This is a genomic window from Pseudarthrobacter oxydans (assembly GCF_030812335.1).
GTDB classification, from domain to species: Bacteria; Actinomycetota; Actinomycetes; order Actinomycetales; family Micrococcaceae; genus Arthrobacter; species Arthrobacter oxydans_B.
Genome location: NZ_JAUSSN010000011.1, coordinates 96986 through 110684, shown reverse-complemented (window position 1 = coordinate 110684; position 13699 = coordinate 96986). Strand labels below are relative to the sequence as shown.

Sequence of the window (13699 nt, the reverse complement as noted above, 5' to 3'; positions counted from 1 at the left end):
GGATAGACTACTCAGCATGCCTTGGTGGTCCTGGATCGTAATCTGGATAGCGCTCGTTGCGCTGTCACTGTTGTTCTTTGTTGTGCTCGGCGCCCGGTTGTTCCGGAAGTTCATGGCCACGGCCAAGGAACTCGGCGAAGCGGGGGAGCGGTTCTCCACCCTGCCGGCCGCGGCCGCCCCGTCCACGGCCAGCGGTGACGGCCCGGGTGCGGACGGCACGGACGCGGAACCGCCGGCCGACCCCGGATCCGCCGTTTTCGCCTCACCCGTGCAGATGGGGCATGACTACCGGGCGGCCAAGGTCGCCCGCCAGGAAGCCCGCCGCCGGCGCCGCGTCCAGCGCAAGCGGGACCGCGGGCAGCCCCAGCGGCTACACGACATCGAATTGAGTTAGACGTAGGATGTATTCAAACGAAAGGACCTCCCGCTATGAGGCTTGAAGGCTGGCATCTCATCATCATCATCGTTCTGGCATTGGTGCTTTTCGCTGCACCAAAGCTGCCCGGCATGGCAAGGAGCCTCGGCCAGTCGATGCGCATCTTCAAGTCGGAAGTCCGGGAGATGAAGAAGGACGGTGCCACGGACACCACAGACGGCACTGAGCCCGTCGAGGGCCGGGTCGTGAACCACCCGAAGTCCGCCGGCACGGAAACCCGCACCGGCGACGGAACCGACGTTCCGCCGCCGAACCGCGCCTAGCCACCGCGTGGCAGTAACCATGGGCCGCCGGTCGAACCCCGAGGGGAGGATGGCGCTCCTCGATCACCTGAAAGAGCTGCGGAACCGTCTCTTCAAGTCCGCGATCGCCGTCGTCCTGGGGACCGTCGTCGGGTTCCTCGTCTACCAGCCCATGCTTGCGGCACTGATCAAACCGATCGCTGACCTCAATGAACATGAGGGCCGGCAGGCGACGTTGAACTTTGACGGCGTGGCCAGCTCTTTCGACCTCATGATCCAGGTATCCGTCTTCCTGGGCCTGATCGTCGCGAGCCCGGTCTGGCTCTATCAGCTGTGGGCCTTCATCGTCCCCGGCCTGCACAAGAAGGAACGCCGGATGGCGCTGTCCTTCGTGGCGGCCGCCGTTCCGCTGTTTGTGGGCGGCGTCCTGCTGGCCTGGCTGGTGCTTCCGAACGCGGTCCGGGTGCTGACCGATTTCACCCCCTCCGGCGGCTCCAACTTCATCAGCGCCCAGGTGTACCTGGCGTTTGTGTTGCGGCTCCTGCTGGCCTTCGGCATCGCCTTCCTGCTCCCGGTGGTCCTCGTCGGGCTGAACCTGGCGGGAGTCATCAAGGGCAAGCAGCTCGTCAAGAGCTGGCGCATCACCGTGTTCCTGGTCTGCCTGTTCGCCGCCATGGCCGCGCCCGGCGCGGACGCGATGAGCATGTTCTACCTTGCCGGGCCGATGCTGCTCCTGTTCTTCGCCGCCATCGGACTGTGCCTGCTCAACGACCGCCGGCGTGAACGGCGCGCCGTCAAACGGGCCGCGGAGACCGAAGCCACCGCGGACCGGGCGACTCCCAGTTCCGAGCTGGAGAATCTCTAGCCCTTGGCGCACTAGGCTGGAACCATGTCTTCAATCCCCGGGCCGGAATCGCCGTCTGAACGCTACCGGGCCAGCGTCGAGCGGGCCGCAGAAGCCAAAACCTATCTGGGCGGCTTCATCCGTTCGCTCGCCTTCGACCTCGACGACTTCCAGCGCGAAGCGTGCCTGTCCCTGCAGGCCGGCCGCGGCGTCCTGGTGGCCGCCCCCACGGGTGCCGGCAAGACCATCGTGGGGGAGTTTGCCATCTACCTGGCCCTCCAGCGCGGGCTCAAGGCCTTCTACACCACCCCGATCAAGGCCCTGTCCAACCAGAAGTACTCGGAGCTGGCGGACAAGTACGGTGCCGACCGGGTGGGGCTGCTGACCGGCGACACCAGCATCAACGGCGACGCCCCGGTGGTGGTGATGACCACCGAGGTGCTTCGCAATATGCTCTACGCGGACTCCAGCACCCTGGCCAACCTCGGCTATGTCGTAATGGACGAGGTGCACTACCTCGCGGACCGCTTCCGCGGCGCCGTCTGGGAAGAGGTCATCATCCACCTGCCCAGCGAAGTCCAGGTCGCCTCGCTCAGCGCCACCGTCTCCAACGCCGAGGAGTTCGGCGCCTGGCTGGACACGGTGCGCGGCCAGACCGACGTCATCGTGTCCGAGCATCGGCCGGTGCCGCTGTGGCAGCACGTGATGGTGGGCCGGAAGATCGTGGACCTCTTCGCCGGCGACACCAGCTTCGATGAGATCGCCCCGGCCGGCGAGGCCGCCGTGTCCGCCGTATCCGCCACCGCGGAAACCGCCGACCTGAGTGCCCGCCCCGGCTTCGAGGTCAACCCCGAGCTACTTTCCATGGCCCGCGCCGAGAGCCAGATGAACTTCCGCGGACGCTTCGGCCAGGGCGGCCGCAACGTCCGGCGCCAGCGGAACCAGCGCGACGATGCACCGCAGGGCGGCCCGCGCAGCCCGGTCCGGAAGGCCAGCCGCCCCCAGGTCATCGCCAGCCTGGACCGGCAGGACCTGTTGCCGGCGATCACCTTCATCTTTTCCCGCGCAGGCTGCGACGCCGCGGTGGCACAGTGCGTCGCTGCCGGGCTGTGGCTGACCACCGAGCAGGAACAGCTCATCATTGCCCGGCGCGTCGACGAGGCCGCACAGGACATCCCCTCCGACGACCTGGACGTGCTCGGCTTCTGGAGCTGGCGCGACGGGCTGCTCCGCGGACTGGCGGCCCACCACGCCGGCATGCTGCCCACCTTCAAGGAAGTCGTCGAGAAGCTCTTCGTCGACGGGCTCGTCAAGGCCGTGTTCGCGACCGAAACCCTGGCGCTCGGCGTCAACATGCCGGCACGCTCCGTCGTGCTGGAGAAGCTCGACAAGTTCAACGGCGAAGCGCACGTCAACATCACCGCGGGGGAGTACACCCAGCTGACCGGGCGCGCCGGCCGCCGCGGGATCGACGTCGAGGGCCACGCCGTTGTGCTGTGGCAGCCCGGCACGGATCCGGCGGCCGTCGCCGGCCTCGCCTCGCGGCGCACCTACCCGCTGAACTCCAGCTTCCGGCCCACGTACAACATGTCGATCAACCTGCTGGCGCAATTCGGCCGGCCCCGGGCCCGGGAGATCCTCGAATCCTCCTTCGCCCAGTTCCAGGCCGACCGCTCCGTCGTCGGGCTGGCCAAACAGGTCCGCAGCCGCGAGGAATCCCTGGCCGGCTTCAGCAAGGCAATGAGCTGCCACCTGGGCGACTTCACCGACTACTCCCGGATCCGGCGGGCGCTCTCCGACGCCGAGAAGAACGCCTCCCAGACCAGCTCCCGGGCCAGGAAGTCCGTAACCGAGGACTCCCTGAGCAGGCTGCTCCCCGGGGACGTGGTGGACGTGCCCACCGGCCGGGCGCCCGGACTCGCCGTCGTCCTCAGCTCCGACCATCACTCCCGGGAACCGCGGCCCGCCGTGATGACCCTGGACAACCAGCTGCGGCGGATCGGCACCCAGGACGTGGAAGGGCCGCTGGCTCCCATCACCCGGGTCCGGATCCCGAAATCCTTCAACGCCAAGGTGCCCAAGTCACGGCGCGACCTGGCGTCCTCGGTCCGGAACGCCCTCCGGGAAAACCGGCCCCCCGCGCCGCCGAGCCGGAATGACGACTTCGGCCGCGCCGCCGCCCTGCCGGACCAGGAACGGAAGATCGCCGAGCTGCGCCGCGAACTCCGCGCGCACCCGTGCCATGGCTGCAGCGAACGCGAGGACCACGCACGCTGGTCCGAGCGCTACTGGAAGCTCCGCCAGGAGACCGACGGGCTGGTGCGCCAGATCCAGGGCCGCACCAACACCATCGCCAAGACCTTCGACCGGGTCTGCGGCGTCCTGTCCAGCTACGGCTACCTGGAAACCTCCGACGCCGGGGTGCTCACCATCAGCCCCGACGGGCAGCGGCTGCGCCGGATCTACGGCGAGAAGGACCTGCTGATATCGCAGTCCCTGCGGCTGGGCGCCTTCAGCGACCTGGACGCCGCCGAGGTCGCCGCCCTCGCCAGCGTCCTGGTATACCAGGCCAAACGTGAGGACCGCGGGCTCCGGCCCAAGATGCCGAGCGTGTCACTGGAATCCGCCGTCGACATCGTGGTGCGCGAATGGTCCGCCCTGGAGGACGTCGAGGAAGCCAGCAAGCTCCCCCTGACCGGTGAACCCGAACTCGGCCTCGTGTGGCCCATTTTCAAGTGGGCCAAAGGCCGGCACCTGCAGGACGTCCTCAGCGGCACGGACCTGGCCGCGGGCGACTTCGTCCGCTGGGTCAAACAGGTCATCGACCTGCTGGACCAGCTGGCGAAGATCCCGTCGCTGGACCCCAGGGTCTCGCGGCTGTGCGCCGACGCGATCAAACTCATCAAGCGCGGCGTCGTCGCGTATTCCTCCGTGGCCTGACCGCCGCGGCCGGCCCCCCGGCCGGAACATCCCGCCGTCGAACACGTCCGGCCCGCGCCGGCCACCAGCAATAAGGAGTCCCCGACCCATGACCGATGCACCGGCCGCCCCCGCGCCGCACAAGGTAACGCTGTACCGCAACGGCTCCGTGTACACCGCCGCCGACCCCTTTGCGACGGCGATGCTGGTCGACGGCGACACCGTCGCCTGGGTCGGCTCCGAGCAGGCGGCCACCTCGATAGCCGACGCCTCGATGGAGGTCATCGACCTGCACGGCGCGCTCCTCGCCCCCGGCTTCGTCGATTCCCACGTCCATCTCACCGAAACGGGAATCGCCCTGGACTCGCTGCAGCTCGGCGGGGTCCGCTCGGCCCGGGAACTGCTCGACGCCGTTGCCGGCTTCAGCAATTCCGCTTCCGGCGCGGGCGGCACCGTGCTGGGCCACGGCTGGGACGAGACCCAGTGGACGGACTCCGCCCTGCCCACCGGCGAGGAACTGGAACGCGCCGCCGGCGGGCGGCAGGTCTACCTTTCCCGCGTCGACGTGCACTCGGCGCTCGTGTCCTCCTCGCTGGCGGCTGCCGCCGGCCTCCGCGCGGCCGGCAGCAACGATACGGACGGCTCCGCGGCGGGCGGCCAGGTCAAGCGGGACGCGCACACATCCGCCCGGCTGGCCGCGCGCCGGCTGCCCGCCGCTGCGCTCCGCGGCTACCAGCAGCGGGCCCTCGCGGAGGCGGCAGCCAACGGCTACGTGGCCCTGGCGGAAATGGCGGCCCCGCACATCGGCAGCATCGAGGACCTCCGGCTCGCCGTTGCCTGGAACACCGGCCCGGACGCGGCTCCCGAGATCCTGCCGTACTGGGGCGAACTGGCCGGCTCCGAGGAACATGCCCGGTCCATCCTCGACGGCCTGGACGTGCCCGTCCTCGGACTGGCGGGGGACCTGAACCTGGACGGCTCGATCGGTTCGCGGCCCGCGGCCCTGCGGGAGGACTACAGCGACGCCGCGGGGGAGCGCGGCAGCCTCTACCTCTCGTCCGCGGAGGCGGCGGCCCACCTCGCGGCGTGCTCGCTGCTGGGGATCCAGGCAGGCTTCCACGTCATCGGCGACGCCGGCCTCGACGCCGCACTGGACGCGCTGGACCTGGCGGCGGCCGACGTCGGAGAGCAGAAGGTCCGCGCCGCGGGCCACCGCCTGGAACATGTCGAGCTCGCCGATGCGGAATCCATCCGCCGGCTGGCCAGCTACTCCGTGACGGTCAGCGCGCAGCCCGGCTTCGATGCTGCCTGGGGCGCGGCGGACGGCCTCTACCAGCAGCGCCTGGGATCCCGGCGCAGCGGCATGAACCCCTTCGCCTCCCTCTACGCCGCGGGAGTCCCGATCTGCTTCGGCAGTGACAGCCCGGTCACGCCCTTGCGTCCCTGGTCCAGCGTCCGGGCCTGCCTGCAGCACAGCAACCCGGAGGAACGGATCTCCGCCCGCGCCGCGTTCCTCGGCCACACCCGCGCCGGCTGGCGGGCCGCCCGGTACCGGAACCCGATGGCCGGCCAGCTGGTACCCGGCGCCCCCGCCAGCTTCGCCGTGTGGGAGGTCGAGGAACTCATGGTCCAGGTGGCCGACGGCCGGGTCCAGTCCTGGAGCACGGACCCCCGCGCGCGGACGCCGCTGCTGCCGGCACTGGACGCCGGCTCCGAGCCGGTGTGCCTGCAGACCGTCAAGGACGGCCGGGAACTGTTCGCCAGCGGCTCGCTCCGGGGCTGACGGCCGGCGCCGAAGCGCCGGCCCGGCCCGAAACTTCGCCGGCCACAAGACGGCTCTGACCTGCGATGACGGACGAAACGGCAGGTCACGGAGCGGTTGACAGATCGGGGCCGCCCCGTAGCATTGAGGGGCAACGGAGGGTTGTGTAAGCCGCAGACTCCGGACGTCCCCGGTCAGTTCCAGGTTGCCGCCAGCGCGGCAGCTTCTTCGATCGTGGCCATGGGTACTCCCAGGGGGCGGGTCCACTTCGCAGCAGAAAACGGTTCCGGCGGCGCTTTTCGCGCCCTGCCGCAACTGGCCCGAGGCGGGTGGACCTGCCCGGGGGACCGGCATCGGCCTTAGCGGCCCCGGCGACTCCCTATAATGGAGAGTTGCGCCTGGTGTCAGCTAAGCACTGACCGCCCGGCTCTCGACCGCTCCCTCCAAGGAAAGGCCCCGCTGTGCGTGTCCTCACGATCATCCCGACCTACAACGAGCTGGAATCGTTGCCCAAGACCCTCGGGCGGCTGCGCACCGCGGTGCCAGGCTCCGATGTCCTGGTTGTCGACGACAACAGCCCCGACGGGACCGGGCGGCTGGCGGACCGCTTCGCCGCTGAGGACAGCCAGGTCCACGTCCTGCACCGCGCCGGCAAAGCCGGACTCGGAGCGGCCTACATCGCCGGTTTCAAGTGGGGACTCGACGCCGGTTACGACGTCCTCGTGGAGATGGACGCCGACGGCTCGCACCAGCCGGAGCAGCTTCCGCAGTTGCTCGAGGCCGTGGAGCAGGGTGCCGACCTGGCCATGGGTTCCCGCTGGGTGCCCGGCGGCAGTGTCGTCAACTGGCCGCTGTACCGGCAGGCGATCTCCCGCGTGGGCAGCACCTATGCCCGGATCATGCTGGGCCTCAAGATCAAGGACGTCACCGGCGGGTTCCGTGCGTTCCGCCGGGGCACGCTGGAGAAACTGGACCTGAACACCGTCGACTCGGTCGGCTACGGCTTCCAGGTGGACCTGGCCTGGCGCGTCGCCAAGCTCGGCCTGACGATCGTCGAACGCCCCATCACGTTCGTCGAGCGCGAGCTGGGCGACTCGAAGATGAGCGGAAACATCGTGGTCGAAGCGATGATCAATGTCACCCGGTGGGGCCTCACCGCCCGCTGGAACACGCTCGCCGGAAAGCTCACCGGCAAAAAAGCCGCCAGGTAGGGCCGCCACAGACCACCTCGTCCCGAAAGGGAAACAGCAAAGGGCCGGTCATGCATCGTCAATGACGTTGCATGACCGGCCCTTGCTCTGAAGTGGCGGGTGCGGGGCTGTCTAGGCCGAGCGCCGTTCGCCACGGCGTTCACGCAGGATCGTGAGACGGTCTTCGAGGATCTGCTCGAGTTCGGGCAGGGACCGACGTTCCAGGAGCATGTCCCAGTGCGTGCGGACTGCTTTCTCGTTGAGGTTCACGGGGCGTTCGCCGTCGACGAGCAAGGCTTCCTTGCCGGTCTTCGACACCCATACCGGGGGGATCTCCGCTTCGGAGGAGAAGGTCACGAATACCTGCTCGCCGTCCGCGCAGCGGTACTCGACCCGCTGGCGCGGAGCCGGCTCGACACCGGATTCGGTCTCCATGCTCTGTGCGCCAAGGCGCATACCCCGCAGGCTGCGATCGCTCATCTTTTCTCCCTCTATTCGGTTCACAGGGTCATGCCCTGCGTTAGCCGGGGGCTGTGAGACCGCGCCGGACTACTGTTTGCATTGCGCCGTTTCACTGGACCCAAACCGGATGAATCGTCACAGGATAAAACGCTTAGCGAAGCTTAATTGTTCCGCCGGACTGAACCAGCCGGACAAATATTCAAGTATACGGGAACAGGGCACCCCGGGTAAAGCCTGCAGGGGTGGGTGGGGAGTTCCGCGCAACGCAACGGGGAGGCATCCGCCGCGCGGATGCCTCCCCGTTCCTTCGTTGAAGCGCCTAGGCCTCCGGGTGCCCCGGGAAACCGGCGGCGGGCCCTGCGGCCGGCGCGGCCGGGCGGGTCGCCGCGGGTTCCGTCGCGGCGTCGGAATCGGGGCCGAACAGCCCGTCATTGAACTGGCCGTCCTTGCTGCCGCCCAGCGCGTTGCCGATGCCCTTGAGGGCTTCGCCGACTTCGCTCGGGATGATCCACAGCTTGTTGGCCGAGCCTTCGGCGATCTTCGGGAGGGTCTGCAGGTACTGGTAGGCGAGGAGCTTCTGGTCCGGGTTGCCCTTGTGGATCGCGTCGAAGACCTTCTGGATGGCCTGGGCCTCGCCGTCGGCCCGGAGGATCGCCGCCTTCGCGTCGCCTTCGGCCTTCAGGATCGAGGACTGCCGCTGGCCCTCGGCGGTGAGGATGGCGGACTGCTTGGTGCCTTCCGCGGTCAGGATCGCGGCGCGGCGGTCGCGCTCGGCCCGCATCTGCTTCTCCATCGAGTCCTGGATGGAGTGGGGCGGATCGATCGCCTTGAGCTCCACCCGGGAGACCCGGATGCCCCAACGGCCGGTCGCTTCGTCCAGGACGCCGCGGAGCTGCCCGTTGATCTGGTCACGCGAGGTCAGGGCCTCTTCGAGGTTCAGGCCGCCGACGACGTTGCGGAGTGTCGTGGTGGTGAGCTGTTCAACGGCCTGGATGTAGTTGGCGATCTCGTACGTGGCCGCCCGCGCGTCGGTCACCTGGAAGTAGACCACCGTGTCGATGGAGACCACGAGGTTGTCCTCGGTGATCACCGGCTGCGGCGGGAAGGAGACCACCTGTTCACGCAGGTCAAGCAGCGGCAGCAGCCGGTCCACGAACGGGATCAGGATCGTGAGGCCGGGGTTCAGCGTGCGCTGGTACTTGCCCAGCCGTTCGACGACGCCGGCGCGGGCCTGCGGGACAATCCGCACTGCCCGAACGAGCACGATTATTACGAACGCAACGAGAACCAGCAGCACAATTGCGACTGCGATATCCATACATCACCTATTCCCCAGATTGGTCTTGCTATGGTGTGCGGCGGTTTCCCACCGCTTGCCCGGTGCCGGTGGCGGCCGCCGGAATTCTTGCGGGTGCTACTGGATGGCGGTTTCCGGCTGCGGGGCGACGACGGCCGTGGCGCCGTCGATCGCGCTGACAATCGCGTGCTGTCCGGGCGCAAGGACTCCGGTTTCGGAGCGGGCGCTCCAGACGTCGCCGCCGATCTTGACCAGGCCGCCGGTTGCGGTCACCGGCTCCATAACAAGGGCGGATTCGCCGATCAGCCGTTCGACGTTGCTGCGGCGGTCGGCCGGACCTTTATGCAGGTGCTTGAGCGCGACGGGACGGACGAAGCCGATCATCAGGAGGGACACCACGCAGAAGGCCACGACCTGCAGGCCCAGGTCGGCTCCGGCCAGGGCCGCCACCAGTCCGGCGAGGGCGCCGCCGCCGAGCATGATGAAGAACAGGTCGAGGGTGATCATCTCCACCACGGCAAACACCAGGAACACCGTGAGCCACAGCGCCCACCAGTTTTCGGGTAGCCATTCGAACATCTTTTCCCCCTTTGCCCCGGGGGCTGCAGGTGCAGACCCTCAGTCACTGTGATTCCATCCTAAGCCGAACGGCAACGCCTGCGGAGGGCCGGGTTACGCACTTGGTGAAAGTGGCCAAGTCGTTACCTGCGGACACTCCTTTGGCGCTGGTGGAGCCACTAGCGGAGCGGCTCGAAAACGCTGATCCGGAACCGGGCCGAGACGGCGGTCAGCGGCGGGAGCCCGGCGGCGAGGGACGCCAGCGCTCCGCGGTCCAGGTGGTGTCCGGCGGGGCCCATGAGCGCCAGCCGGGCGACATCCCCGGGGGACAGTTGGAGCGGCACGTCGAGGTTGTCGGCGGAGAGCGCCGAAAAGTGTCCCGCGAGCGAGGCCGCGAGCCGCTCGTCCTTCGCCGGTTCGATTCCGAGCATGCCTGTCTGGCCTGCCACCTCCTCGAGGTGGCCCGGCCGGGGAGTGACGACCACCAGCCGGCCGCCCGGGCGGAGCACCCGGGCGAACTCTGCCGCGTGGCGGGGCGCGAAGACCACGGTGACGACGTCGACGGCGTCGTCGGCGACCGGCAGCGGCTGCCACACGTCTCCGACAAGGTTGATGGCCTCCGGGTTCAGTTTTGCGGCCCTGCGGAGCGCGAACTTCGAGATGTCCAGGCCGATAGCCCCGGCGGGTGTCCGGTCCAGCGCCGCACGGTCCAGCAGGGCCCGGAGGTAGTGGCCGGTCCCGGTTCCGGCATCGAGCACCGTCCCCGGCGTTTCAGCGGTTCCGACGGCGAGGGCCGGGACCGCCAGTTCCGCCACGGCCGCGGCGAGCGGACGGTAATGGCCGGCGGAGAGGAAATCGAAGCGGGCCGCCACCATGTCTGCCGTGTCCGCTTCGAAAACGGTGCCTTTGCCGACGAGGAAGTTGAAGTACCCCTGTTTCGCCGCGTCAAAGCGGTGGCCGGCCGGACACCCGAGGGTGCGGCCGGCGTCGTCGCTGAATCCGAGGCGGTTCCGGCAGACCGGGCACAGCAGCGAGGCGGCGGAGGCGGGGGGCATAGTGTCCATCCTAGGGGTGGCGTGCCCGGCCCGGGCCGGCAGGGCCGCGCCGTCCGGCGTCCACGCCCGCCGGGGTGAGCCATTTCACAGTGGGGGAAACTGGGGCTAGGCTCTCACACGTGAAATCCGAACATCTGCCGCTGCTGAATTCCGTCTCCGCCCCTGCCCTGCATCCGGACGGCACACGTGCCGTGGTGTCCGTGATCCGGCCCGACTTCGACGCCGACGCCTACGTTGGCCAGCTGTGGACGGTGCCGCTGGACCCGTACCGGCCCGCGCGCCGCCTGACCCGCGGGTTCCGCGACACGGCCCCGGACTTCTCCCCGGACGGGCAGGTGCTGGCGTTCCTGCGCGCCGCGGCCGGCGGCAAACCCCAGCTCCATATTGTGGAGGCCGCCGGCGGCGAGCCGCAGCCCGTCACCGACGCGCCGCTGGGAGTGTCGGCGTTCGCTTGGTCGCCCGATTCCCGGAGTCTTGTCTACAGCGCCCGGACTCCGGAGGAGGGCCGCTACGGCAGTACCGAGGGGGTTTCCGCCGGCGGCGAGGACGCGCGGCTGATCACCGACTACCAGTACCGGATGAACGGCGTCGGGTATACCGCGGACAAGCCGGTCCAGCTCTTCCTCGTCGACGTCCCGGACCCCGGCGCGGAACCCAAGGTGGCGCCCCAGGGCAGGGCGCTGAAGGCCCGCACCGCGGCACTTGCGGGCCGGCCCGAGCCCGACGCCGGCGGGACGCCGGCCGGGCTGCTGCCGACCGCGCGGCAGCTCACGTCCGCTGCCACCGACCACACCGGCGCGAGCTTCAGCACCGACGGGCGCAGCATTTACTTCACAGCCGCCCTGCATGAGGGCAGCGACAACGATCTCGCGAGCGGCATCTACCGCATCGCAGTGGGGCAGGGCTCCGCAGGAGCGAAAACAGAAGGGGAGCCGGAACCGGTCGCCCCGGCCAACACCGGCCGGCAGAGCGTCCACGCCGTCCGCGAGTCACGGGACGGGCAGTGGCTGTTCTTCCTCGCCCAGGATCTCGGCCCGTCGGGCCAGGACTTCGTGGCGCGCAACACCGCGCTCTACGTGATGCCGGCAGGCGGTGGCGACGCCACCCGCCTGAGCGACGTCGAGACGATGGACCTCGGCTGCAACGGCAGGCTCGAACCGGGCGGTCCCGACTCGGTGCTGCCGCTCAACAACGCCCGGGGAACGGTCGAGCTGCTGGAGTTCCAGGCCTCCGGGAAGCACGAGGTACTGGTCCGCGGCGAGCGTGTGGTGACGGGTGGCGTCGCCAACGGCGGTTCGCTGGTGGTCAGTTTCGCCGACGCCTCGACCGCGGGCGACGTCGCCGTGGTCGACGGCGGGCAGCTGCGTGTCCTGACCGATTTCTCCGCGCCGCTGCGCTCCGGCGCCGGAATCATAGAACCGCTCGAGCTCACGGTCCCGTCCGGCGACGGCTACCCCGTCCACGGCTGGCTCGTGAAACCGCCGGGCCAGGGACCCCACCCGGTCCTGCTGAACATCCATGGCGGACCGTTTGCGCAGTTCACAGGAGCACTTTTCGACGAGGCGCAGGTCTACGCCGCGGCAGGGTACGCCGTCCTGATGTGCAACCCCCGCGGGTCCGCCGGCTACGGCCAGCAGCACGGGCGGGCCATCAAGGAGAAGATGGGCACCCTGGACATGGAGGACGTACTGGCCTTCCTCGACGGCGCGCTCGGCAAGTTCGAGGAACTCGACGCCGCTGCGCTCGGCATCATGGGAGGTTCCTACGGCGGCTACCTCACCGCCTGGACCATCAGCCACGACCACCGCTTCAAGGCCGCCATCGTGGAACGCGGGTTCCTCGATCCCGTGAGTTTCACGGGCTCCTCCGACATCGGCTGGTTCTTCGGCGGGGAGTACACCGGCCGTTCGGCCGAGCAGATGGCTTCGCAAAGCCCGATGGCCCGGGTGGAGCAGGTGCGCACACCGTCCTTGATCATCCATAGCGAGGAGGACCTCCGGTGCCCGGTGGAGCAGGGCCAGCGGTATTTCACGGCCCTAAAACAGCTCGGCGTGGAGGCCGCGTTCCTGGTCTTCCCCGGCGAGAACCATGAACTCTCACGGACCGGGACGCCGCACCACCGCAAGCAGCGCTTCGACCAGATCCTCCAGTGGTGGTCCAGCCACCTTCCGACGGCGGCAAATCCCGCCCCTGCGGCCCGGGGCTGAGGGGGAGCGGGGCTGAGGGAGCCGGGGCTGAGGGAGCCGGGGCTGAGGGGAGCGGCCGGAGTGTCACGGGCCCGGGAGGAACCCAAGTTCCTTCCGGGCAAGGCTGATGTCGGGCTGCGCCCAGCGTGCGGAGTATTCGGCGTTGCTGCTGATAGAGCGCAGCTCGGCCCGGTCCAGATACAGGATGCCGTGCACGTGGTCGGTTTCGTGCTGGACGATCCGGGCCTGCCAGCCCGTGAATTCGCGCTGCTGCCTGGTTCCATCCGGCGCGGTGAAATCCAGCCGCACCGACTCGGGCCGGTTCACGGCGGCCTGAAGTCCGTTGACGGAGAGGCACCCTTCATAGAACGCCACAGTGGAGGCGTTCGTCGGCTGGTAGAAGGGGTTGAGCATGGCGAAGAACGGCAGCGGCTCCCGTCCGCGGGCGGCGGCGACCTCGGGATCGACGTCGAACTGGTCCTCGAGCACGGCGAGCTGCAGCGGAATGCCGAGTTGGGGCGCCGCCAGGCCCACGCCGGGCGCCTTGTGCATCACGCTGCGCATCAGGTCGATCAGTTGGCCCAGTTCGGCGCCGCTCAACTGCCCGTCGAAAGGCGCGGCTAGCTGGCGCAACACCGGATGCCCGGCCTGGACAATGGCGGGGAGCACTCCGGCAGCGAGCACCTGCTGGACGGTTTCATGGATGCGGGCGGCGCTGAAGTCAGTGGGCTTGGCGTCAGGGAACATG

At 69.0% G+C, this 13699-nt stretch carries 12 protein-coding genes; 7 read left to right on the top strand and 5 right to left on the bottom strand.

Annotation, left to right across the window (positions count from 1 at the left end):
* The first annotated feature begins 16 nt into the window (after nucleotides 1-16).
* From J2W14_RS17525 to J2W14_RS17500, 6 genes are all read left to right on the top strand, one after another.
* The gene (locus tag J2W14_RS17525; protein WP_307464871.1) at nucleotides 17-394 is read left to right on the top strand and encodes a hypothetical protein; all 378 of its coding nucleotides are present in this window, start codon (nucleotides 17-19) and stop codon (nucleotides 392-394) included.
* Nucleotides 395-429: 35 nt separating this feature from the next.
* Complete coding sequence (gene tatA, locus J2W14_RS17520; protein WP_307464869.1) at nucleotides 430-699, top strand: Sec-independent protein translocase subunit TatA; 270 nt, start codon at nucleotides 430-432, stop codon at nucleotides 697-699.
* Nucleotides 700-748: 49 nt separating this feature from the next.
* The gene (gene tatC / locus J2W14_RS17515; RefSeq protein WP_307464867.1) at nucleotides 749-1543 is read left to right on the top strand and encodes a twin-arginine translocase subunit TatC; all 795 of its coding nucleotides are present in this window, start codon (nucleotides 749-751) and stop codon (nucleotides 1541-1543) included.
* A 24-nt stretch (nucleotides 1544-1567) separates the two neighbouring features.
* Nucleotides 1568-4462 (top strand): DEAD/DEAH box helicase, encoded by a 2895-nt coding sequence (locus tag J2W14_RS17510; protein WP_307464865.1) that lies wholly within the window; start codon nucleotides 1568-1570, stop codon nucleotides 4460-4462.
* Between the two features lie 88 nt (nucleotides 4463-4550).
* Nucleotides 4551-6224 carry an amidohydrolase gene (locus J2W14_RS17505; RefSeq protein WP_307464863.1) on the top strand — a complete coding sequence of 558 codons (1674 nt, stop codon included), beginning with the start codon at nucleotides 4551-4553 and terminating at the stop codon, nucleotides 6222-6224.
* Between the two features lie 440 nt (nucleotides 6225-6664).
* Nucleotides 6665-7414 (top strand): polyprenol monophosphomannose synthase, encoded by a 750-nt coding sequence (locus tag J2W14_RS17500; RefSeq protein ID WP_307464861.1) that lies wholly within the window; start codon nucleotides 6665-6667, stop codon nucleotides 7412-7414.
* A gap of 111 nt (nucleotides 7415-7525) precedes the next feature.
* On the opposite strand, the gene J2W14_RS17495 is transcribed toward J2W14_RS17500, so the two are convergent.
* From J2W14_RS17495 to J2W14_RS17480, 4 genes are all read right to left on the bottom strand, one after another.
* A complete protein-coding gene (locus J2W14_RS17495; protein WP_024367218.1) occupies nucleotides 7526-7873 on the bottom strand; it encodes an RNA polymerase-binding protein RbpA in 348 nt (115 codons plus the stop codon).
* Nucleotides 7874-8174: 301 nt separating this feature from the next.
* The gene (locus tag J2W14_RS17490; protein WP_307464858.1) at nucleotides 8175-9173 is read right to left on the bottom strand and encodes an SPFH domain-containing protein; all 999 of its coding nucleotides are present in this window, start codon (nucleotides 9171-9173) and stop codon (nucleotides 8175-8177) included.
* Between the two features lie 96 nt (nucleotides 9174-9269).
* Nucleotides 9270-9731, bottom strand: coding sequence for an NfeD family protein (locus J2W14_RS17485; RefSeq protein WP_307464857.1), 462 nt, complete (start codon nucleotides 9729-9731; stop codon nucleotides 9270-9272).
* Between the two features lie 158 nt (nucleotides 9732-9889).
* Nucleotides 9890-10765, bottom strand: a complete 876-nt coding sequence (locus J2W14_RS17480; RefSeq protein WP_307464855.1) for a methyltransferase domain-containing protein — start codon at nucleotides 10763-10765, stop codon at nucleotides 9890-9892.
* 119 nt (nucleotides 10766-10884) lie between these two features.
* Between J2W14_RS17480 and J2W14_RS17475 the strand changes: the two genes are divergently transcribed.
* On the top strand, nucleotides 10885-12972 hold the full coding sequence (locus J2W14_RS17475) for a S9 family peptidase (protein ID WP_307464853.1): 2088 nt from the start codon (nucleotides 10885-10887) through the stop codon (nucleotides 12970-12972).
* 63 nt (nucleotides 12973-13035) lie between these two features.
* On the opposite strand, the gene J2W14_RS17470 is transcribed toward J2W14_RS17475, so the two are convergent.
* Entirely contained in the window at nucleotides 13036-13698 is a 663-nt protein-coding gene (locus J2W14_RS17470) for a peptide deformylase (RefSeq protein ID WP_307464852.1), read from the bottom strand.
* Nucleotide 13699: the final 1 nt, after the last annotated feature.

What these genes read in the sequence shown, in the direction of transcription:
- tatA (WP_307464869.1), top strand. Translation starts at nt 430, where the DNA reads ATGAGGCTTGAAGGCTGGCATCTCATCATCATCATCGTTCTGGCATTG.
- J2W14_RS17525 (WP_307464871.1), top strand. Translation starts at nt 17, where the DNA reads ATGCCTTGGTGGTCCTGGATCGTAATCTGGATAGCGCTCGTTGCGCTG.
- J2W14_RS17505 (WP_307464863.1), top strand. Translation starts at nt 4,551, where the DNA reads ATGACCGATGCACCGGCCGCCCCCGCGCCGCACAAGGTAACGCTGTAC.
- tatC (WP_307464867.1), top strand. Translation starts at nt 749, where the DNA reads ATGGCGCTCCTCGATCACCTGAAAGAGCTGCGGAACCGTCTCTTCAAG.
- J2W14_RS17470 (WP_307464852.1), bottom strand. Translation starts at nt 13,698, where the DNA reads ATGTTCCCTGACGCCAAGCCCACTGACTTCAGCGCCGCCCGCATCCAT.
- J2W14_RS17490 (WP_307464858.1), bottom strand. Translation starts at nt 9,173, where the DNA reads ATGGATATCGCAGTCGCAATTGTGCTGCTGGTTCTCGTTGCGTTCGTA.
- J2W14_RS17480 (WP_307464855.1), bottom strand. Translation starts at nt 10,765, where the DNA reads ATGCCCCCCGCCTCCGCCGCCTCGCTGCTGTGCCCGGTCTGCCGGAAC.
- J2W14_RS17510 (WP_307464865.1), top strand. Translation starts at nt 1,568, where the DNA reads ATGTCTTCAATCCCCGGGCCGGAATCGCCGTCTGAACGCTACCGGGCC.
- J2W14_RS17495 (WP_024367218.1), bottom strand. Translation starts at nt 7,873, where the DNA reads ATGAGCGATCGCAGCCTGCGGGGTATGCGCCTTGGCGCACAGAGCATG.
- J2W14_RS17485 (WP_307464857.1), bottom strand. Translation starts at nt 9,731, where the DNA reads ATGTTCGAATGGCTACCCGAAAACTGGTGGGCGCTGTGGCTCACGGTG.